Origin of the sequence: Lysinibacillus sp. NPDC097279 (genome assembly GCF_044761745.1) — a bacterium.
Classification (GTDB): domain Bacteria; phylum Bacillota; class Bacilli; order Bacillales_A; family Planococcaceae; genus Lysinibacillus.
In genome coordinates, this window is the sequence record NZ_JBIWDA010000002.1 from 490622 (window position 1) to 511577 (window position 20956).

A 20956-nucleotide genomic window follows, 5' to 3' on the forward strand; every position below is an offset into this window, starting at 1 on the left:
TAGATAAACGATAAATAAAAGAAAGAAAATATTTTTTCAAAAGGAAGAAGATTTAGATTGTTATAATTTATAAAATTTGTGTAAGGCTTCAACCTAATTATCATTCTATTTTAAAAATTTACACATTTCATAGAAAACTAGTTATAATAGTTAGTATTGTAAGAAAAGGAGCTGTTAGCAATGGAACGCGAAAAAACAAATGTGGAAAGTTTTGATTTAGACCATACGAAGGTAAAAGCACCTTATGTTCGATTAGCGGGTGTAAAAGTAGGGAAAAGCGGCGATGAAGTCTATAAATACGATATTCGCTTCAAACAACCTAACAAGGAACATATGGAAATGCCGGCACTCCATTCTTTAGAGCATTTATCGGCAGATCTTATTCGTAATTATTCCGACCATATTGTCGATTTCAGTCCAATGGGTTGTCAAACAGGCTTTTATGTATCGTTAATTAATCATAATGATTATGATGACTTACTAACGATTTTAGAAAAAACATTTACAGATGTGACGAATGCAACTGCTGTACCAGCATGTAATGAAGTGCAATGTGGCTGGGCAGCAAGTCATAGCCTTGAAGGCGCAAAAGCGCTTGCACAAGAATTTTTAGCAAAACGTGATGAATGGCATATCGTTTTTGCAGAATAATAAAAAACCTTGCAAATTGTAAAATGTCCGTTATGTAGATGGACATTTTGCTTTGCAAGGTTTTTCATTTAACGATGAAAAGGGATGACATTGGAAGAGGAAGAATCGTAATTAATTTTTTGATAAATAAAACTTTCTAAAAAGTCATGTATTAGATCTTCGTAGTCAGCCATATTTTCATTAAAGGACTGAGCGTGTGCACCTTTGTCAAAAAGCTTTAACTTTTTCGGTCCAGTCTTCTTATTATATAAATCGAGTGACATGGAGGCTGGAATAAATGTATCTGGAATACTATGGATAAAGAGAACGGGCTTTTCGATGTGTGATACAGCTTCAGAAGGCGTTACACTTTTGAATGAATACCCATCACGTAGTCGTATGAAGAAATCGGCGAAACGAATTGGGATTATTGAACCATATTTAAATTCTGTCTTGGCAATTTGTTTAAGTAGCATGGAAAAATCTGAAAAGGCACAATCAGCAATATAAAAATCTGCCCCATCTTCAACTGTTCCCGCATACAACAGCATTGTTGCCGCACCCATTGATTCGCCATGAATACCAAGGATAGCATTATCACCAATCATCGCTTTGACGGTTTTTACAACAGCATCTAAGTCATTTTTTTCATAGTAGCCATAGCTTGTTGTTTTACCGCCCGAGTCCCCATGTCTTCGATGGTCAAAAATTACGGAGTTGTATCCTAGTCGTTCAAAAAGACGTGCGTATTTGACCGAGTTGATTTTATTTTCTGTAACGCCATGGCAAATAATCATTGTATTATTGGTTTGCAGAGGTTGGAACATAATACCGCGAATGGAGTAGCCATTGGGAGAGTCAATATTCAATTCGCATTTAAAATTTTTATTGTACCAAGCTTCGTCAAAACGTTTGGCAGTTGTTTCACGTTCACGAATAAATTCAGGGTCTTTTTGTTGAATGTACATTAATTTATTGGAAAGCGCAAAGCCGAACAACCCTGTTGCAGCAGCGGCGAGCGTCGTTGTAATACCTGAAAATAAAAGCATTTTCTTTTTCATCTTCAATACCTCCACGACTTCTTTCTTTGTATGTCTAGGCATTTGTCCTTAAAAGGGAAATGCACGTTTCTTAATAGTAATGTTCCCAACTCCGTTTGTTTAAAACACGACAACATTTTACAACAACTTGTGAAATACTGCGATTATTTCTGTTATCGAAAATCGTCAAAACATTTGTTAAAATATAGTTATCTGCTAGTAGCATATGCATGCAGTGTTGATTTTTGAACGGGGAAAAGGGGAGAATGATTATGACAAACGAGGTAGTGATTGTTAGTGCCGTGCGTACTGCAATCGGTTCATTCCAAGGAACATTAAAGGATGTGCCAGCAACAACTCTTGGAAGTATCGTTATTAAAGAAGCATTAGCGCGCGCTGGCGTAGCAGGTGAACAAGTCGATGAAGTTATTATGGGGAATGTTTTATCGGCTGGCCTTGGACAAAATCCGGCTCGTCAAGCATCGATTGCAGCAGGATTACCAAATACAGTGCCTGCTTTAACAATTAATAAAGTATGTGGCTCAGGCTTAAAAGCAGTACATTTAGCAGCACAAGCAATTGTAGCAGGGGATGCTGATATCATTGTAGCTGGTGGATTTGAAAATATGAGCCAAGCGCCGTATGTACTGAAAAATGCACGTGAAGGCTTCCGCATGGGCGATCAAAAAGTCGTTGATACGATGATTCATGATGGTTTATGGTGTGCATTTAATGATTATCATATGGGCATTACTGCGGAAAATTTATGTGATGCGTATGAAATTACACGTGAGGAGCAAGATACTTTTGCAGCACGTTCTCAGCAACGTGCAGAAGCGGCTATTGCGGCTGGTAAATTTAATGATGAAATCGTTGCTGTAGAAATTCCACAACGAAAAGGCGACGCTGTTATATTTGATCGAGATGAATTTCCGCGTGCAGGCGTGACAGCAGAATCTTTATCAAAGCTACGTCCTGCATTTAAAAAGGACGGCTCAGTAACGGCAGCTAATGCTTCCGGCATTAACGATGGTGCAGCAGCAGTTGTAGTGATGTCAAAAGCAAAGGCATTAGAGCTAGGGCTTAAGCCAATGGCCCAAATTTCAGCAAATGCGAGCTCCGGCGTCGATCCGTCCATTATGGGTACTGGTCCAGTAACAGCGGTGAAAAAAGCATTAGCAAAGGCAAATGTATCTTTAGAAGATGTAGATTTAATTGAAGCGAATGAAGCATTTGCAGCACAATCAATTGCTGTAGATCGCGAACTAGCATTCAATCATGATAAACTAAATGTAAACGGGGGAGCGATTGCTCTTGGTCACCCAATTGGTGCAAGTGGGGCGCGCATTTTAGTTACACTTCTTCATGAGATGGAGAAGCGTGATGTAAAAACAGGCCTTGCTACACTATGTATCGGTGGTGGACAAGGAGTAGCAACAATTGTTCAACGCCCTTAATGTTAGTAAGAAGGTGAAAGCAATGGGAAAAAAACGAAAACAACAACAGCATGTAGATGATCGTCACACAGCTAGTTTACCAAAGCAAGAAGCTGTTACATTAGCCGATCAGCTAGGTGGCGATGTGTTAGCGAAGTTAAAAGCTGCAAAACAAGAATTATCTGCAAAAGAACAGGCAGCAGAGGAAGAGCGTCAAGCACAGCTAGCCTTTGAGCGCAAGCAACGTGAGAAAAACAAATCGTTTGAAGAATTATTAAACGAATACGGTGATAAAGGCTCTAAATTTTAGTCTTAGTTTTGTAGAAACAGTGAATCTCTTTTGGGAGATTCACTGTTTTTTAGTTAATCGCCGATAGAATGGCAGGAATCGCCGGTAACCAGTTGTTCATCGCCGATAGCATGCCGAGAATCGCCGATACCCCCGTGAGAATCGCCGATAGCATGCTTGAAATCGCCGATAGCCCCAGCGAAATTTATTTTTTAAGCATCCGTATTTTCTTTACGGCTAAGACGAGACTAATAAAAACAATTGCGCCAGCTGTATCGACTAGGACATCTTGCCCGTTCATTGTGCGTCCGGGTGTAAAGCTTTGGCGGAATTCATCTAGCATTGCGATTACTGCCGTTAGGGCAATGGCGACACCCGCAGCAAAACGTCGTTTTCCCCATGCAAAGTAGATTCCGAGCGCAATACAGCCAAAACCTATAAAATGAGTAAATTTTCGAATGAGAAATTCTACAAATTCAAAGTAGCCCCGCTCCTCAACAGACACTACTGTATCCCAATATGGAATTTTTAATACTGACAGTTGTGCCTCAAAAGGTTTATTGGCCAACAGCTCCTCTAGCTCAGGAATAATAGACTGTTGTTCGTAGCTCATGCTAGAGGAAATGGCGAGAATAACTAAAAGGAGCAATAAAATGAGCCATTTTTTCATCGGTAATCTGCGTATTGTTCCGCTTTTGTCAGCGTGTTGGCTACTTCAAAGTTGGTAATGGCATTGACTTTTTCGTAGGCTGTCAGTGTTTGGGCAAGTTGTTCCTGTGAACTAGCACCAATTACAGTGGAAGCAATAGTAGGTTCCTTCAAATTAAAGGCAAGCCCGAATGCATGTAAATCCTCATAGTGGTTTGCTAAGTCAGTTAATGTCGCTGTTAATTCATCTGCTGTATAGGTTTGATAACCGTCAACGCCTTGCAAGCGTTCTTTCCAAGTGTTTGTTAGTAAGCCTTTTGCAACGGTACCGCGTGTTACTACCGAAGCACCTTCACCCGCAATAAAATCTAGCCATTCTTCAGGGCGACGATCTAACGCACTATATTGCATCATGACACTTTTTGCAGAGCTTGCAGGTAAAAAACGTTTAAGTACATTTGGCCGAATAGAGGAAATACCATATTCACGAATGACACCTTCTTTTTTCAAGTTTTCAAAAGTATCAATAATGCCATCCCAATCGTCCTCTATTGTGCCACCATGTAGTTGATAGACATCGATGTAATCAGTACCGAGTCTTTTTAGGCTTTTATAAACCGCCTCTTGAATGTAAGCAGGGGAGGCATCCCAATGCCAGCCTTCCACACCTTCTGTCCAACGATTGCCTACTTTTGTTGCTACAATTACATCTTGTCGACGTTTGCCCAAAATGGAACCAATAATTTGTTCGTTGGCACCAAAATCATATAAATCGGCAGTGTCAATATAGTTAATACCAGCATCTAAAGCCATATCAACGATGGCTGCTGCCTTTTGTTTGTTTGTCGAAAGAGACATACCTCCTAAACTAATTTCTGAAATATATAAATTACTTGAACCGAGCTGTCTTTTTTTCATACGAATGCCCCTCCTTCGATTTCTCTACTTGTAATGGTACAATGAACATATCTGAAGAACAAGCGAGGTTATAGGCAATGAAAAAGTTTGAAGAAAAAACGACACAAACGACATCCATTTATGATGGGAAAATTGTAAAGTTACAGGTCGATGATGTCACATTACCAAATGGCAAGTCGGCTAAGCGTGAAATTATAAAGCACCCAGGAGCAGTAGCTGTCATTGTCATCACCAACGAAGGTAAGCTTGTAATGGTTGAACAATACCGTAAAGCGCTTGAGCGTTCTATTGTAGAAATTCCTGCTGGTAAACTTGAAATAGGGGAAGAACCGATTCATACTGCACGTCGAGAGCTTGAAGAAGAGACTGGTTATGGCGCACATCAATTTGAGTATTTACAAGCATTTGCTACCTCACCAGGCTTTGCGGATGAAGTGATTCACCTATTTGTTGCGACCGATTTATATCAGATTGAAAATAGAGCAGAACTCGATGAAGATGAATTTGTCGAATTACTAGAAGTTTCGTTGGAAGAGGCACAAGCGATGGTCGCGGATGGCCGTATTTATGACGCCAAGACAGCGTTTGCAGTACTTTGGTTTGCTTTGCAACAAGATAAATAAAGTTTAGCATAATAGAAGCGGACGAGCATAAGCTGTAAAAACCTTGATAGAAAAGGAGCATGCTAATGTCTCGTACGGTTTCTCTATTTTATCACGCATCAATTGTTGCAGTGAGCTTCGTTTGTGGCGTCATCTGCTTTCATATTATTGGAGGGGCGAACGCAGAGCCTTTTATTTTATTTATAGAACCTCGTTTAGCAGATGTGGACAGGCAATCTATTTTTCGTTTAGTGCTACCTGTCGCCGCTTCAGTCGGCATTGTATTGTTACTTGCTACACATAGTGTCTTAAAAGTTTTAGTACGTGTTACAGTCGCAATACGCGCAACTTTTTTTGGATTTAGCTCCGTATTTTTACTACAAAAACTTGAGGCGTTTTGGCTATATACGATTTGGTGGTTTCCATTTCAGCTTATCTATTGTATATTGTTGCTAGTATTATGTAATTTACTTGTACCCTCCTGGTCGAAGCGAAAAATCGGGAAAAAGATGAATGGACGGACAATTTTGTTGAATTTTATCGCTTTTTTCATCATAATAGTTGCTGAGTTTATCGTAATATCGTATGTACTCAAGTAATGTAACAGCTAAAAGCAGAAATGTACTTGAAATCTAATCACTATCTTGTAATAGGATTTACTCCTTTGGTATAATGAAATGAGTTTAGGGGGGCGTCACATGGAAAGCCGTATTGATCGTATAAAAAAACAGTTGCATAGTGCTAGTTATAAGCTGACGCCGCAGCGAGAAGCAACAGTTGCTGTTTTGCTAGAGCACGAAGAGGACCACCTAAGTGCAGAGGATGTCTATCTTTTAGTAAAAGATAAGGCACCTGAAATTGGTCTGGCTACTGTTTATAGAACATTAGAATTACTAACAGAGCTTAAAATCGTCGACAAAATCAACTTTGGTGATGGCGTATCACGCTATGATTTGCGCCAAGAAGGAGCTGCACATTTCCACCATCATCTAGTTTGTATCGAGTGCGGTGCTGTAGATGAAATTCAAGAGGACTTACTTGAAGATGTGGAAGCCGTTGTTGAGAAACGTTGGAACTTTATTATAAAAGATCACCGACTAACTTTCCACGGTATTTGCTGGCGTTGTCATGATAAAAACGACGAAACGAATGAAGAACAATAACGAGGAACTGTCTGATGAAATCTTATGTATAGATTGCATTAGGCAGTTTTTTGTTTTTTAGTTTGTTTGCTGTAACTTTCTATTAAACTAGTCAATTCGATTGAAGTGAGCCCTTTCGCACTTTTTTTATAGGCGTGCTAAAATAGAGAATAATTGACAGTTAGGGGGCGTTGTGATGAATGAATTTCAATATGCAATAGAGGATTATATCCATTTTATCCAGGTAGAGCGGCAATTATCCGTTAATACATTAGCATCCTATCGCCGAGATTTAGAAAACTATGTTCATTTTTTACAAGAAGCTGAAGGAATGTCCGATTTTCGCAAAGTAGAACGGACAACTATATTACGCCATTTAGAGCAACTACGCATGCAAGGAAAGACAAGCCGTACAATTGCACGCCATATTTCGTCCATTCGTAGTTTTCACCAATTTTTACTTCGAGAAAAGCGAACAGAGTCTGATCCTACAGTCCATTTAGAAATGCCAACGATTGAACAAAAACTTCCGAACATTCTTTCCATTGAAGAAATTGAAGCTTTACTGGCAGCACCGAACCGCAGTAAGCCGCAGGGTATTCGTGATGTGGCGATGCTAGAGCTGTTATATGGCTCTGGTATGCGTATTAGTGAGCTAATTGCACTTGATTTAGCTGATATTCATTTGACAATGGGCTTTGTGCGTGTGTTTGGAAAGGGCGGCAAGGAACGTATCATTCCACTAGGAAAAAGCGCTCTTTCTGCTTTAAGTGTTTATTTAGATGGCGCAAGAGGAACATTACAAGGGAAATATCCAAAAACAGATGCATTTTTTATAAATCAACGTGGAAAACGTTTAACTAGACAAGGTTGTTGGAAATTAATGAAGGAGCACGCATTAAAGGCAGGCATCCAGCATGAACTAACACCACATACTTTACGACATTCCTTTGCTACCCATTTAGTGGAAAATGGGGCAGATTTACGTGCAGTACAAGAGATGTTAGGTCATGCAGATATTTCTACAACCCAAATTTATACACACATTAGTAAAACGAGACTATCGGAAGTATATAAGCAGTACCATCCACGTGCTTAACGCAAAAATAAGTGATGGATAGAGTCTCTACCCTGTATAAAAGAATAAATATTTACCTTAGTCGGATGTCTGACCTTTATCCTTTAGCTTGTTTTTGGTAAAATGGAGTCGTGAGATTAGGAGGCAACAATTATGAATAAACCATTTAAAAAAATCCATGTCGTTGTAATGGATTCAGTTGGGATTGGTGAGGCACCAGACGCAGCTCAATTCGGAGATGTAGGCGCACATACATTAGGCCACATCGCTGAAAAAATGAATGGGCTTACAATGCCCAACATGGAATCGTTTGGCTTAGCGAATATTGAGCCACTTCAAGGCATGCAAGCAGTAGATGCACCAAAAGCATACTACGGGAAAATGCAGGAAGCATCTGTTGGGAAAGACACAATGACAGGGCACTGGGAGATTATGGGTCTTAACATTGATAAACCATTTAAAGTGTATCCTGAAGGATTCCCTGCTGAACTGATTGCGGAGCTTGAGCAACGTACAGGACGAAAAGTTCTATGTAATAAGCCAGCAAGTGGCACGCAAGTGATTGATGACTTTGGACAGGAACATATGGACACAGGGGCAATCATTGTCTATACATCTGCTGACCCTGTATTACAAATTGCAGCACATGAAGAAATCATTCCACTTGAAGAGCTATATAAAATTTGCGAAATTGCACGTGAGTTAACATTGCAGCCAGAGTACTTAGTAGGACGCGTAATTGCTCGACCATTTATCGGTACACCAGGCAACTTTACACGTACGCCAAATCGTCATGATTATGCGTTAAAGCCATTTGGTCGCACAACGATGAATGCATTAAAGGATGCAGGGTTAGACGTCATTGCAATCGGTAAAATTTCTGATATTTTCAATGGTGAAGGTGTTACGGATGCAGTACGCACAAAAAATAATATGGACGGTATGGATCAATTTGCAAAAGTTGCACATCGTGATTTCCACGGGATTAGCTTCTTAAATTTAGTAGATTTCGATGCAAACTTTGGCCATCGCCGTGATCCACTTGGCTATGGTAATGCATTACAAGAATTTGATGCACGCCTTCCTGAAATTTTAGAGGCAATGAAAGAAGATGATTTACTGATGATTACGGCTGACCACGGAAATGATCCGACATTCCCTGGCACAGATCATACACGTGAATATGTACCATTAATTATCTATTCACCACGTTTTAAAGGTGGTAGCGAGCTAGCTCTACGTGAGACTTTTGCAGATATTGCCGCAACTGTCGCTGAAAACTTCAATGTAGAAGCACCACCATTCGGTAAAAGTTTCTTAAACGATTTAAAATAAGGAGGAATTTTCGATGAATATGGTGCAACTATTTGAAAAGAAAAAACAAGGTAAGGAGCTTTCGCAGGCAGATATCCAATACTTTGTTGAAGGCTATACAAAAGGTTCTATTCCAGATTATCAGGCTAGCTCTTTGCTAATGGCCATTCGTTTAATCGGTATGACAGATGAAGAAACGTTTTATTTAACGAAGGCAATGATTGAATCTGGAGATGTCATTGATTTAACTTCGATTGAAGGCTTTAAAATAGATAAGCATTCAACAGGCGGTGTCGGTGACAAAGTAACGTTAATCGTTACGCCAATCATAGCTTCACTAGGCATTCCAGTGGCGAAGTTTAGTGGTAAAGGCCTTGGTATTACAGGTGGTACAATTGACAAACTAGAATCGATTCGAGGCTTAAAAACAGAGCTGTCTTCACAAGAATTTATTGATAATGTTAATAAACATAAAATTGCTGTTGCTGGTCAAACAGGTAATCTAGTGCCAGCGGACAAAAAACTTTATGCATTGCGTGATGTAACGGGTACAGTCGATTCTATTCCGTTAATTGCTGCGTCTATTATGAGTAAAAAAATTGCAAGTGGCGCAGATGGCATTGTGCTAGATGTGAAATGTGGCTCTGGTGCATTTATGAAAACGGAAGAAGAAGCTAAAAAATTAGCTGAGGCGATGACAGCAATTGGTGAAAAACTAGGGCGTAAAGTAGTCGCACATATTAGTGATATGGATAATCCACTAGGAAAAATGATTGGTAATAAGCTAGAAGTAGTAGAAGCTTATGCTTTACTAAGTGGTCGCTTAGAAGAGACACATGCTGATTTACTAGAGGAGTGTATCATTATTTCTTCACTTATGTACCAGATTGCAGCAGGAGTAGATGAAACAACAGCAAATGCGGCAGTCAAAAAAGTGCTGGAAGATGGCACAGCAGCTGCTAAGTTTGAGGAGTTTATTGTGGCACAAGGCGGAGATTTAGCGGATATCGTGCAAAATGATACTGCTCATAAAATTGCTGTCACAGCGGCTTCTGATGGCGTTGTAGAGTCTATTAATGCATTGATGATTGGTGAAGCAAGCGTAAGTCTCGGCGCAGGTCGCTTAACGAAGGAATCTGCTCTTGATTATGATGCGGGCATCCAGCTAGTTGCGAAAAAAGGTGACCGTGTATCAACTGGCGAAGCGATAGCATATCTTTATTCAAACAGTGAAATCAACGAGGAAACAGTTGATAAAGTACAGCAAGCTTATACAATTGCATAATTAATCAAATAAAAAGAATACAGAAGTTGAAGATAAAAAAGGCGGAACGCCATACGGGAACATCCCCTTTAGAAAACATCAACGACAACGCAAAAAGTGTTCGATTGACGGCAGTCAATCGAACACTTTTTCTTTTGTTTTTCGGCTGCCCTTTTACTAAATAACTACATAAAAAGGCGTCCTTCACAGTTACACTTACAAAAAATGTAGACCACGTTTAAAACTTTCTTATTTATCCCATACTGCACATAACCTTAAAGCAATAAGAATGTCGATTTTACACTATTTCGAAAGACTTGGCACTAGTTCTGTCAACAGCAAGGATTTGTCAAAAGGAATGTGGAATTGCACGAGGAGGAGGCGATGTTCATGCATTTTCAATTAGAAATGGTAACAAGAGAGACAGTGGTTGTACGTTTATTTGGGGAGCTCGATCATCATGCAGTAGAGCAAATTCGAGCTAAAATTTCTGCAGCAATATTTCAAGGCGCAGTAACGACCATCATTTGGAATTTTGAACGACTATCGTTTATGGATAGTTCAGGTGTTGGCCTTGTCCTTGGTCGAATGCGTGAATTAGAAGCAGTGGCTGGACGAACAATTTTATTAAATCCATCGCCGACAATGCGAAAAGTATTTCAATTTTCTGGTTTAGGGCCGTGGATGATGGATGCAACAGAGGAAGAAGCGATTGATCGAGTTAGGGGGATTGTAAATGGATAACGAAATGACATTAACTTTTTTAGCAATTAGCGAAAATGAAGCTTTGGCACGTGTAGCCATTACAGGCTTTATCGCACAATTAGACCCAACAATTGATGAGCTATCAGAATTTAAAACAGTTGTCTCGGAAGCTGTTTCCAATGCGATTATCCACGGTTATGAAGAGGATGGTAAAGGTGTTGTTACAGTCCATGCAAAACGTGAGGATGATATTGTAACCGTATCTGTAATGGATAAAGGGGTTGGTATTGCAGATGTAAGTCAAGCAATGGAACCTTTGTTTACAACGAAAAGTGCAATGGAACGTTCGGGAATGGGCTTTACAATTATGGATAGCTTTTCAGATCAGCTGACAGTCATGTCTCAATGGCAACAAGGCACAACAGTAACGTTTACGAAAAAATTTTACTCGGTTCGCACAGCGGTAATGTGAGGTTGCTATCGTGAAGCCGATAGAACAGTCGTCCGATAAGCTTTTGTCACAGGAGGAAATGCGTGATTTAATTGCGCGTTCACAACAGGGCGACCATGAAGCTCGTAAACGAATGATTGAGGGGAATACGAGACTTGTATGGTCCATCGTCCAACGCTTCACTACAAGGGGCGTGGAGCTCGAAGATTTATTTCAAATTGGCTGTATAGGGCTTATGAAATCTGTAGATAAGTTTGATTTAGCATACGATGTGAAGTTTTCCACATATGCGGTGCCGATGATTATCGGCGAAATACAGCGGTTCTTAAGGGATGATGGCATGGTGAAGGTTAGCCGCTCTATTCGTGAGCTCAACTTTAAAATACGCCATGCAACTGACGAATTTATTAAGAACAATGAGCATCCACCGACCATTCAAGATTTAGCACAAGTACTTGGGGTGACGACGGAGGAAATCGTCACGGCTTCGGATGCATTAAGGGATCCTGCTTCCTTACATGAGCAATTGTATGAAAGTGAAGGGGATTCCATTACGTTAATGGACCAAATGAAGGATGAAAAGTCTGAGCAACCATTTGAATATATTCCGCTCAAAGAAGTGCTTACAAGATTAGATCCTCGAGAGCAATCCATTATTTATTTACGCTATTTTTCAGATTGTACACAAACGGAAATAGCCAACAGGCTTGGTATTTCACAAGTACAAGTATCTCGTTTAGAGAAAAAGATTTTAGCGCAGTTAAAAAGCTGGATGGCCACAAGTGCCACAGTGGAGCATGGAGTAGAAAAAGACATCTAAGAAAATGGTGACAGCATGACAAATAAACTATTTAACAGCTTAGAAGAAGCCGAAGATTTTCTTAAAGAGCAATTTGGGGACGGCGAATCATTTGACGTTGGCATTAAGCATTTATTTGTCAAAGATTTGCCGGTTCTTTGTGCATATATAAGTGGACTTGTAGATGGGGAAACCTTAACACAGTTACTATCAAGTATGTTACCTGAAGAAGACATCGATATTGACGATGAGAAAGAATATTTTGAAACACTTTTCAACTTCCATGGCCGTTCTGAAGAAACAGAGCGTAAAGCCTACCTGCTCGCCATTTTAAGTGGACAAGTAACATTTATTACGAAAAGTGGTTACTGTTATGTTGCTGAGCTGCGAAATTATCCAGGACGATCACCTGAGGAGCCTGATAATGAAAAGGTAATACGTGGTTCAAGGGATGGCTTTACGGAAGGGATTTCACAAAATACAGCTTTAGTGCGTCGACGCATTCGCAACAGTAATTTACGCTTCGAGCTACATAAAATATCCAAAATCGGTCAGACCGATGTCGCAATTGCGTTTATGAAGGATATTGCAAATGAGGAAATGCTCGATAAATTGCGACAGCGTCTTGGTCAAATTAATCATGATGGTTTGACGATGGCCGATAAATCTCTAGAGGAGTGGCTATTTAAACAAAAGTTCCACCCCATACCATTTGTGCGTTATACAGAACGACCTGACATTGTCGCTGCTCATTTATTAGAGGGGCATGTGGCCATCATGGTGGACACGTCACCTTCTGTTATTTTAGTACCTATTACAATTTTTCATTTATTGCAGCATGCTGAAGAATATAGACAAGCGCCAATTGTTGGGACATTTGTTCGTTTTATGCGTTATTTCGGAACGGTTATGGGGTTACTATTATTACCATTGTGGTATTTATTTGTAACGAACGAATCGTTATTACCTGATTCCTTGTCCTTTTTAGGTAGTCAGGAAAAATCACATATTCCAATATTACTGCAAATCCTAATAGCTGATATAGGGATTGAATTTTTAAGGATGGCCGCCATTCATACCCCTACGCCATTATCCACTGCAATGGGATTAGTAGCAGGGGTCATCATTGGACAAATCGCCATCGATGTTGGCGTTTTCTCATCGGAAGTTGTGTTATATACAGCCGTAGGAGCAATATTTACATTTATTATTCCATCTTATGAGCTAAGTATTTCCATTAAGCTCTTTAGAATTTTCTTGCTCCTTATGACTGGCATTTGGGGGGCGGATGGATTATTCATTGGGATATTTATATTATTCACGTATTTATGTTCATTGCGTCCGTTACAAGCGCCGTATTTATGGCCGCTCGTACCATTTTTCCCGACAGCAATGCTTCGGGTAATTATCCGTTTCCCAATGACGTCGGATGCATTAAGACCATTTATCGTCGATTCCAAACAGCGAAAAAGATCATAGGAGCCGTTGCACTCACTTTTTTCATGTGATAAAGTTCACCTATAGTATTTTGTGATTTTTGCAAAAATTACTTTTGTTAGCAGGCCAATATGTAATGGTCATGCTAATGAAAAATAATGCCTCGATGGAGATGTTTTTAAACTAGGTTTTTAGACACCCACGAGGCGCAAATTCACAAAATGGAGACGTGAAAAAGGGAGAGATGCAAATGCATTTATATGGAACACAAGCGATTTCTGAAGATGGACATTTAACAATAGGACAAGTAGACACACTAGAGCTTGCAAAAGTATACGGTACACCACTTTTTGTGTACGATACAGCGCTTATACGTAAACGCGCACGCGGCTTTATCGATACATTTAAAAAACTAGGTGTAAAGGCAGAAGTAGCTTATGCTTCAAAAGCATTTGCATGTGTAGCGGTGTACCAATTAGCAGCAGAGGAAAATCTATCATTGGATGTTGTCTCGGGTGGAGAATTATTTACAGCATTAAAAGCAGGATTCCCAGCAGAGCGCATTCACTTCCATGGCAATAATAAAAGTATTGCAGAATTAGAGCTAGCCTTTGACTCAAAAATTGGTTGTATTGTAGTAGATAACTTCTATGAAATTAAGCTTTTAAAAGAAATTTCAGAGCGCCGTCAGCAAAACATGCGTATTTTGTTGCGTGTCACACCAGGTGTTGAGGCACATACACATGATTTCATTACGACAGGGCAAGCAGATTCTAAATTTGGCTTTGATTTAAATAACGGCCAAGCAGATGAAGCGTTTGAGCAAACATTTAAACATGAATACTTACAACTTCTAGGCTTACACTGCCATATCGGTTCTCAAATCTTTGATACAGCGGGCTTTGGTTTAGCGGGAGAAAAATTAATCGACAAAATTTCTAGTTGGAACAAGACTCACGGTTTTACGTGTACTGTGTTAAACTTAGGTGGGGGCTTTGGTATTCGCTATACAGAAGAAGATGCACCGCTTGAGCCACAAGTATATGTTGAGGATATGATTACAGTTGTGAAAAACAAAGCAACTGTACTTGGACTAACGATGCCAGAAATCTGGATCGAACCAGGTCGTTCACTTGTTGGCGATGCAGGCACATCACTTTATACAATTGGTTCTCAAAAAACAGTACCAGATGTACGTAACTACATTGCAGTTGATGGCGGAATGAGTGACAATATCCGTCCTGCACTCTACGATGCGAAATACGAGGCGGTTATTGCAAGTAAAGCCAATGCACCAAAAGAAGAGACGTACACTGTAGCTGGAAAGCTTTGTGAATCGGGCGATAAATTGATTATCGATGCAAAATTACAAGAAGCAGCTTCAGGTGATGTACTAGCAATCTTCTGTACTGGGGCATATGGCTATTCGATGGCGAGTAACTACAATCGTTTACCACGTCCAGCGGTGGTATTTGTAGAAAATGGACAGCACCAATTAGCCATTAAACGTGAAAGTTATGAAGATATTGTACAAAATGATCTCCCGTTAACGTTAAAAAAGGGTGAATGAATTTGAGAAAAAATAAATGGGTTTTATTAGCGTCCATGACGACATTTATTTTATTGTGGGGCGTTGTCTATTGGGTGTTAGCATCAAAAGGTATTCTCGGCCCTGGTTCGTAAGACAGAAATTGGCTTGCGGTAATAGTACAAATCGTGTAGGATAGTCAAAGATTATGTACAGCTAGAAAAAGAGGGAATAGACAAATATGTTAATTCGATATAAAAAAGCTTTCGAGAAAATAGCGATGGGGCTACTCTCGTTTATGCCTAACGAAAAAGACATTAAAAAGCTCACAGAGACAATCCAATCTTATGAAAATGATGAGAATTGGGTATTATATTTATGGAAAAAGAACGATGAGTATGTTGGAATCGTCGGGCTTGTAGTTGACAATAACACGGCAACTATTCAGCACGTCTCTGTAGTTCCATCCTATAGAGGTGAAGGTGTAGCCAAAGAGATGCTACAAGAAGTAGCAGATCTTGGCCAGTACGAACAAGTACGTGCAACGGATGAAACCCGTGAATTTGTGCAAAAATGTATAAAATGTAATGAAGAAAAAGCAGACGAAAATTAACGTCTGCTTTTTCTTTGTTTGCTTTCTTGCCGCTCAGCAAGAATATGTGAGCGATCACGTAGCATATGTTTATGAAGAAGATAGTCAGAGCTACTTTCAGGTAAAAGCAATATGCGTGCCATCACTAAATCATGTAAAGCAGGCATTAGCGGTAATTGAAACGCCTGAAAGGACTTGCCCGTTTGAATATGGTCTAGAGTTTCCGTTAATTGTGCGAGAAGAGTGGTGTAGTCTATTTCATTAAAAAATACATTGCCTTTATTAAGTTGAAAATTGTTGAGTGCTTTATGTAGGATTTTGAAAGCACCCGTTGCGTTGCCGCGACGCCAATGATATAATCCTGTCGCTAATTGAACATAACCTACAAGAGGATGATTTTTATTGCCAGGCGCGATGTCCTTCCAATATTCCTCAAGTACTTCATGGCATTCAAAAAAATCCCCATTGCCATTGAAATAGGCACAGTAATCTATAAATAAAGTATGGTGCTGTGGATGCATTTTGGACTCCTTTCCACTATACTAAAAGAACATTGAATATCAGGGTGGTAAAATAATGTCTTACGAAGTAAAATTAGAAGCCTTTTCAGGACCTCTTGATCTATTATTGCACTTAATTCACAGATTGGAAATTGATATCTATGATATTCCAATGGCAGAAATTACGCAACAATATATAGATCATATCCATGCAATGCAGGTTCTGGAATTAAATGAGGCGAGTGAGTATTTAGTGATGGCTGCTACACTTTTAGCCATTAAAAGCCGTATGCTCCTACCGATACATGAAGGAGAGCTAGAGGATGCGGAAATTGAAGTCGATGGACCTGACCCTCGTGAGGAACTGGTGCAACGTTTAATAGAATATAAAAAATATAAAGAAGCGGCAGGCAATCTACAGGAGCTTGAATCGGATAGAGCGCAGGTGTTTACAAGACCACCTTCAGATTTATCGGGATTGGCTTCAGATGAGCAAATGGCGTTGTTCGATATGAATGTCAATATATATGATATGCTTGGCGCCTTCCAAAAGCTGATGCGCAGAAAAAAATTGAAAAAGCCATTGAAAACAACTGTCACGAGGCAGGAGCGCTCCGTTAAGGATCAAATGCGTTCTGTTGTGAATTCTTTACGTTCTACAGGTGGACGTGCGTCATTTTTCGAGCTTTTTCCCTATGAAGATAAACCAACATTGATTTTAACGTTTTTATCACTGCTTGAACTGATGAAACGTCAGATTGTCCTTGTTGAGCAAGACGGTAATTTTGAAGAACTAACGGTCACATTACAGAAGGAGGAATGGGATGATGACGAAAACAATGATCCTACAAAGTAGAATTGAAGCTTTATTATTTGTTGTAGGAGATGATGGCTTAACGATTAAGCAATTAGCACAGCTACTTGGTGATGCGGAGGAAGTAGTTGCACAAGCTATGGATGCTTTATGTGCAGCATATGAGAAAGATGAAAATAGAGGAATTACAATTAAAGAAATGGCTGGTGTTTATCAGTTAATTACAAAGCAAGAGCTTGCAGATACGATTCAAAAATTAGTTGAGAATCCCACTGCACAATCATTATCTCAGGCATCCTTAGAAGTGTTGGCTATAGTGGCATATAAACAGCCTATTACAAGGGTGGCAATTGAAGATTTACGTGGCGTAAAATGTGAACGACCACTGCAAACACTCGCTTCCAGAGGGCTAGTGAAAGAGGTTGGCCGTTCAGAAGGAACTGGACGTGCCATTTTATATGGTACAACGAAAGAGTTCTTAAATTACTTTGGCTTAAATAGTATTGAAGAAATGCCTCCATTACCTGAGGAGGAAAATGGAGATGCAGAGCAAGAAACGGATTTATTTATGACCAAATTCCAAGAAACTTTTAATGGCGTTAAGTAATTGAGGAAATGTGCTAATCGCTTTCCTTTTTAGGTTCATCGTTATACTTATCTATCACTTATAATAAGGAGTGGCTTGTTGCTACGGTTACTACGAGTATTGTTGTGCATGATTGTAGTGGGGATTTTAGTTTTTCCACAAAACGGTTTGGCAAGAGGCGGAAGCGGCCATGTTGTGTTAGACGGCGACACAGGTCGTGTATTATCAGGGACTAATAGTGATGCAAGGCTCCCAATCGCAAGCTTAACAAAAATTTGGACAGCTCTCGTTGCTATTGAAAACAGTGATTTACAAGATGAGGTAGTCATTTCTCCAAGGGCTGCAATGGCTGAAGGCTCTTCTATTTATCTGCAAGCGGGTGAGACGGTAACAGTTGAAACTTTGCTCTATGGCTTAATGCTGCGATCGGGCAATGACGCTGCAACAGCATTAGCCGAACATGCTGGCGGTTCAGTTGAAGGCTTTGTCAAATTAATGAACGAACGAGCGGTTATTGCTGGTCTCAGAAATACAGTTTTTATGAATCCATCTGGCTTGCATCATGACGAGCATTTATCATCTGCAAGGGATACGGCTGAGATGTTGAGATTAGCACTTCAAAACAAAACCTTTGAAAAAATTGCATCTACTATCCTTTATCGAGCTGACACAGAAAACGGCATGCTTTGGGAAAATAAACACCGCTTATTACGAGAAGGCTCAGGAGTCGCGGCAGATATAGATGATGAAACAGAGCAACCTGTTAGTTCGTTAAAATCAGCAACGGGCACGGCTTTTGCTGGAAAGACTGGATTTACAAAGGTAGCAGGAAGAACATTGGCAACCGCTTTTCATAAAGATGGGCAAACATGTATTGTAGTCACTTTAAATGCATCGGATGACTGGAATATCCATCGAGGCTTAGCAAATGAGGTTTGGCAAAATTATGATATGGAGACAGTTGTGAAAAAGGGCAAATACAATGTCAACAATAAACTGGCTATCCGTCTAGAGCAACCAATTCAATTGCAATTAAACAAAGAGGAAAAAAAGATAGTTAGGCAAGTACTTCAGGTGTCCAGAAAAAGAAAGGAAGCAGTGCTTTCGATATTTATTGGGGAAGAGCGTATTTATGCAACGCCTGTAAAAGTAGAATCAGCGGATCGTTAAAAGCGATGCGCTGATTTTTTATAATGACTGATAGGGAGAATTGTTTACTTGAAAGTATTTTATATTTATTGTAAATAGTGTAAAATAATGAGAGTTGTAATAGAGAAGCATTAGGAGGTAAACAATTATCGCTACTAGTGAAAAAAATCGTAAGCAAACGCAAATCGCTATCATCATTATTTTATTTCTTTCAAGCTTTACAGCACCCTTTATTTTGTTATTCCCCATTCAGGAGCTACTTTATCGACCGCAAGAATTTTACCTTTTTGAGACCGTTTTTAAAGCATATATTATTTTAATGTTTGCCTTAATTGCAATGGCCATAATTTTATTAATAAATATTTTGATTTCTACAACTACGAAAAAGGGAAGATATGTACAACGAACGATTGTTGGAACATCTTGGCTGCTCGTTCTTGTAATCTTATTTTTATGTATCAATCATTATCAAATTATTGACGAAAAAGGCTTACATATGAATCAATTTTTTAGTTTACAAGAAGACTCGACAAGCTGGGATGAGATTGTTAAAGTCGAACAAATAAATGTACAAAAAGATGGCGTTACAAAACCAGATAAGCTTATTTTTACGGTAAAAGATGGTTCTTCAATCGAACAATCTTTATCGTCGAAGTTATCAAAAGCGAAAACATATATTAATTATGAATTAAGTAAACAAGGCATGACAATCGAAAATGTATATAGTGAAAATGAATAATTAAAAAGCTGCCCAAGGAGGGCAGCTTTTTTAATTAGGTTATAAAATACACTATATGCGGAAAAATTGTGTGAGTGCCTGGCACTTTTTTTTAATATGCGGACTAAATACGATTTGCATTTTGTTGATTGGTCTATATTAGAAATAAATAGTGTATATCGAAGAATCTTTAGGCTACGTACAGAAAAATAATTGATAAACTAGCAAATAATACACTATTTAGAATTGTCGTATTACTAGTGCGTAATTAGTTTCTCTTTTATATTACACAAAAGTATGACATAATTTTCACAGATTGACGGGAAAAATAATCTTAAAAAGGTTACATTTTTAACTAGAGGTGAAAGAATGGAAAGATTACAAAAAGTTATTGCCTATGCTGGTGTCGCTTCAAGGCGTAAAGCAGAGCAATTAATTGTAGAAGGTAAAGTAAAGGTAAACGGTGTTGTTGTAAGAGAGCTAGGAACAAAAGTATCTAACTCGGATACAATTGAAGTAGAAGGTGTAAAGCTTGAGAAAGAAGATAAAGTCTACTACCTACTATACAAACCACGCGGAACAATTTCTGCTGTAACAGACGATAAAGGACGCAAAACTGTCACAGATTTATTTAAGCATATTCCGCAACGTATTTTCCCTGTTGGTCGTCTAGATTATGATACATCTGGATTATTATTACTGACAAATGATGGAGAGTTTTCTTATATGTTGACGCATCCAAAATTTAAAATTGATAAAACGTACATTGCACGGGTAAAAGGTATACCTACAATTGAGGGGCTAAAAAAGCTACAACGTGGTATTAAATTAGAAGATGGTAAAACAGCACCAGCAAAAGTGAGTATGACTTCTTTTGATGAGCAAGCGGGCAAGGCGATTTGTGAAATTACGATTCACGAAGGGCGAAATCGTCAAGTGCGTCGTATGTTTGAAGCAATCGGTACACCAGTCGTTAAACTGAAACGTGAACGTTTTGCATTTTTAGATTTATATGGCTTAACACCAGGAGAATACCGTGAATTGTCGAAACATGAAGTCAAGCAACTGCGTGTGTTAGCTGAAACGGGACAAATCGGCTAAATTGACACATTTGCGATGGGAAGTAAACATACGGTTATCCGTATAGTGAGTTTTTCACTTTCCACGTGTGAAAACGTTCATAAATCATTCATAATTAATAACTAAGTTAATTTGTATCATTTTGCTATAATAGGTGAGAATAGTCCACCAGTTTTAAATTTATCCAGCAGACGCTGAACAAAGTAAGTCTCGGGGAGATATAACAGATGTTTCTT

Annotated in this window: 24 protein-coding genes; 20 read left to right on the plus strand and 4 right to left on the minus strand. The window is 39.2% G+C overall.

Features of this window, described 5'->3' with window-relative positions; all coding sequences use genetic code 11:
- Positions 1-180: 180 nt before the first annotated feature.
- The gene (locus tag ACIQ1H_RS12490) at positions 181-651 is read left to right on the plus strand and encodes an S-ribosylhomocysteine lyase (RefSeq protein ID WP_402889139.1); all 471 of its coding nucleotides are present in this window, start codon (positions 181-183) and stop codon (positions 649-651) included.
- 68 nt (positions 652-719) lie between these two features.
- Here the strand turns inward: ACIQ1H_RS12490 and ACIQ1H_RS12495 are convergent, their stop codons facing one another.
- Positions 720-1691 carry an alpha/beta hydrolase gene (locus ACIQ1H_RS12495; protein ID WP_402889141.1) on the minus strand — a complete coding sequence of 324 codons (972 nt, stop codon included), beginning with the start codon at positions 1689-1691 and terminating at the stop codon, positions 720-722.
- A gap of 251 nt (positions 1692-1942) precedes the next feature.
- Between ACIQ1H_RS12495 and ACIQ1H_RS12500 the strand changes: the two genes are divergently transcribed.
- Both ACIQ1H_RS12500 and ACIQ1H_RS12505 read left to right on the plus strand, forming a co-directional pair.
- A complete protein-coding gene (locus tag ACIQ1H_RS12500; protein ID WP_173478253.1) occupies positions 1943-3127 on the plus strand; it encodes an acetyl-CoA C-acetyltransferase in 1185 nt (394 codons plus the stop codon).
- Positions 3128-3149: 22 nt separating this feature from the next.
- Positions 3150-3416 carry a YqkE family protein gene (locus ACIQ1H_RS12505; protein ID WP_402889143.1) on the plus strand — a complete coding sequence of 89 codons (267 nt, stop codon included), beginning with the start codon at positions 3150-3152 and terminating at the stop codon, positions 3414-3416.
- A gap of 184 nt (positions 3417-3600) precedes the next feature.
- On the opposite strand, the gene ACIQ1H_RS12510 is transcribed toward ACIQ1H_RS12505, so the two are convergent.
- The gene (locus tag ACIQ1H_RS12510) at positions 3601-4065 is read right to left on the minus strand and encodes a VanZ family protein (protein ID WP_402889145.1); all 465 of its coding nucleotides are present in this window, start codon (positions 4063-4065) and stop codon (positions 3601-3603) included.
- On the minus strand, positions 4062-4961 hold the full coding sequence (locus tag ACIQ1H_RS12515) for an aldo/keto reductase (protein WP_402889147.1): 900 nt from the start codon (positions 4959-4961) through the stop codon (positions 4062-4064). The genes ACIQ1H_RS12510 and ACIQ1H_RS12515 overlap by 4 nt, the downstream gene beginning before the upstream one ends.
- Positions 4962-5038: 77 nt before the next feature.
- Here ACIQ1H_RS12515 and ACIQ1H_RS12520 point away from each other — a divergent pair, with 77 nt between their 5' ends.
- The 12 genes from ACIQ1H_RS12520 (at position 5039) to ACIQ1H_RS12575 (ending at position 15894) form a co-directional block, all read left to right on the plus strand.
- A complete protein-coding gene (locus tag ACIQ1H_RS12520) occupies positions 5039-5584 on the plus strand; it encodes an NUDIX domain-containing protein (protein WP_173478257.1) in 546 nt (181 codons plus the stop codon).
- Positions 5585-5649: 65 nt separating this feature from the next.
- A complete protein-coding gene (locus ACIQ1H_RS12525; protein ID WP_228134421.1) occupies positions 5650-6162 on the plus strand; it encodes a hypothetical protein in 513 nt (170 codons plus the stop codon).
- Between the two features lie 99 nt (positions 6163-6261).
- Positions 6262-6726, plus strand: coding sequence for a ferric iron uptake transcriptional regulator (gene fur / locus ACIQ1H_RS12530; RefSeq protein ID WP_069510924.1), 465 nt, complete (start codon positions 6262-6264; stop codon positions 6724-6726).
- A gap of 175 nt (positions 6727-6901) precedes the next feature.
- Positions 6902-7804, plus strand: coding sequence for a site-specific tyrosine recombinase XerD (xerD, locus tag ACIQ1H_RS12535; RefSeq protein WP_402889150.1), 903 nt, complete (start codon positions 6902-6904; stop codon positions 7802-7804).
- A 132-nt stretch (positions 7805-7936) separates the two neighbouring features.
- The gene (gene deoB / locus ACIQ1H_RS12540; RefSeq protein WP_402889152.1) at positions 7937-9118 is read left to right on the plus strand and encodes a phosphopentomutase; all 1182 of its coding nucleotides are present in this window, start codon (positions 7937-7939) and stop codon (positions 9116-9118) included.
- Between the two features lie 13 nt (positions 9119-9131).
- A complete protein-coding gene (locus ACIQ1H_RS12545; protein WP_402889154.1) occupies positions 9132-10382 on the plus strand; it encodes a thymidine phosphorylase in 1251 nt (416 codons plus the stop codon).
- Positions 10383-10751: 369 nt separating this feature from the next.
- Positions 10752-11105, plus strand: a complete 354-nt coding sequence (gene spoIIAA, locus ACIQ1H_RS12550; protein WP_173478262.1) for an anti-sigma F factor antagonist — start codon at positions 10752-10754, stop codon at positions 11103-11105.
- Positions 11098-11538: an anti-sigma F factor gene (spoIIAB, locus tag ACIQ1H_RS12555; protein ID WP_173478263.1), complete on the plus strand. Its 441-nt coding sequence runs from the start codon at positions 11098-11100 to the stop codon at positions 11536-11538. Before spoIIAA ends, spoIIAB begins: the two co-directional genes overlap by 8 nt.
- A 10-nt stretch (positions 11539-11548) precedes the next feature.
- A complete protein-coding gene (locus ACIQ1H_RS12560; protein WP_337981793.1) occupies positions 11549-12337 on the plus strand; it encodes a SigF/SigG family RNA polymerase sporulation sigma factor in 789 nt (262 codons plus the stop codon).
- A gap of 15 nt (positions 12338-12352) precedes the next feature.
- Complete coding sequence (locus tag ACIQ1H_RS12565; protein ID WP_173478265.1) at positions 12353-13795, plus strand: spore germination protein; 1443 nt, start codon at positions 12353-12355, stop codon at positions 13793-13795.
- Positions 13796-14003: 208 nt separating this feature from the next.
- The gene (lysA, locus tag ACIQ1H_RS12570; protein WP_402889157.1) at positions 14004-15323 is read left to right on the plus strand and encodes a diaminopimelate decarboxylase; all 1320 of its coding nucleotides are present in this window, start codon (positions 14004-14006) and stop codon (positions 15321-15323) included.
- Positions 15324-15522: 199 nt separating this feature from the next.
- On the plus strand, positions 15523-15894 hold the full coding sequence (locus tag ACIQ1H_RS12575; RefSeq protein ID WP_402889158.1) for a GNAT family N-acetyltransferase: 372 nt from the start codon (positions 15523-15525) through the stop codon (positions 15892-15894).
- Here the strand turns inward: ACIQ1H_RS12575 and ACIQ1H_RS12580 are convergent.
- On the minus strand, positions 15891-16394 hold the full coding sequence (locus tag ACIQ1H_RS12580) for a DUF309 domain-containing protein (protein WP_402889160.1): 504 nt from the start codon (positions 16392-16394) through the stop codon (positions 15891-15893). The genes ACIQ1H_RS12575 and ACIQ1H_RS12580 overlap by 4 nt on opposite strands.
- A gap of 55 nt (positions 16395-16449) precedes the next feature.
- Here ACIQ1H_RS12580 and ACIQ1H_RS12585 point away from each other — a divergent pair, with 55 nt between their 5' ends.
- From ACIQ1H_RS12585 to ACIQ1H_RS12605, 5 genes are all read left to right on the plus strand, one after another.
- A complete protein-coding gene (locus tag ACIQ1H_RS12585) occupies positions 16450-17229 on the plus strand; it encodes a segregation/condensation protein A (RefSeq protein ID WP_139859742.1) in 780 nt (259 codons plus the stop codon).
- Entirely contained in the window at positions 17201-17794 is a 594-nt protein-coding gene (gene scpB / locus ACIQ1H_RS12590) for an SMC-Scp complex subunit ScpB (protein WP_139859748.1), read from the plus strand. The genes ACIQ1H_RS12585 and scpB overlap by 29 nt, the downstream gene beginning before the upstream one ends.
- Before the next feature lie 78 nt (positions 17795-17872).
- Positions 17873-18943 (plus strand): D-alanyl-D-alanine carboxypeptidase family protein, encoded by a 1071-nt coding sequence (locus tag ACIQ1H_RS12595; protein ID WP_402889162.1) that lies wholly within the window; start codon positions 17873-17875, stop codon positions 18941-18943.
- A gap of 214 nt (positions 18944-19157) precedes the next feature.
- Positions 19158-19661, plus strand: coding sequence for a hypothetical protein (locus tag ACIQ1H_RS12600; protein ID WP_402889164.1), 504 nt, complete (start codon positions 19158-19160; stop codon positions 19659-19661).
- Between the two features lie 348 nt (positions 19662-20009).
- Positions 20010-20741 (plus strand): pseudouridine synthase, encoded by a 732-nt coding sequence (locus ACIQ1H_RS12605; protein ID WP_173478269.1) that lies wholly within the window; start codon positions 20010-20012, stop codon positions 20739-20741.
- Positions 20742-20956 lie beyond the last annotated feature (215 nt).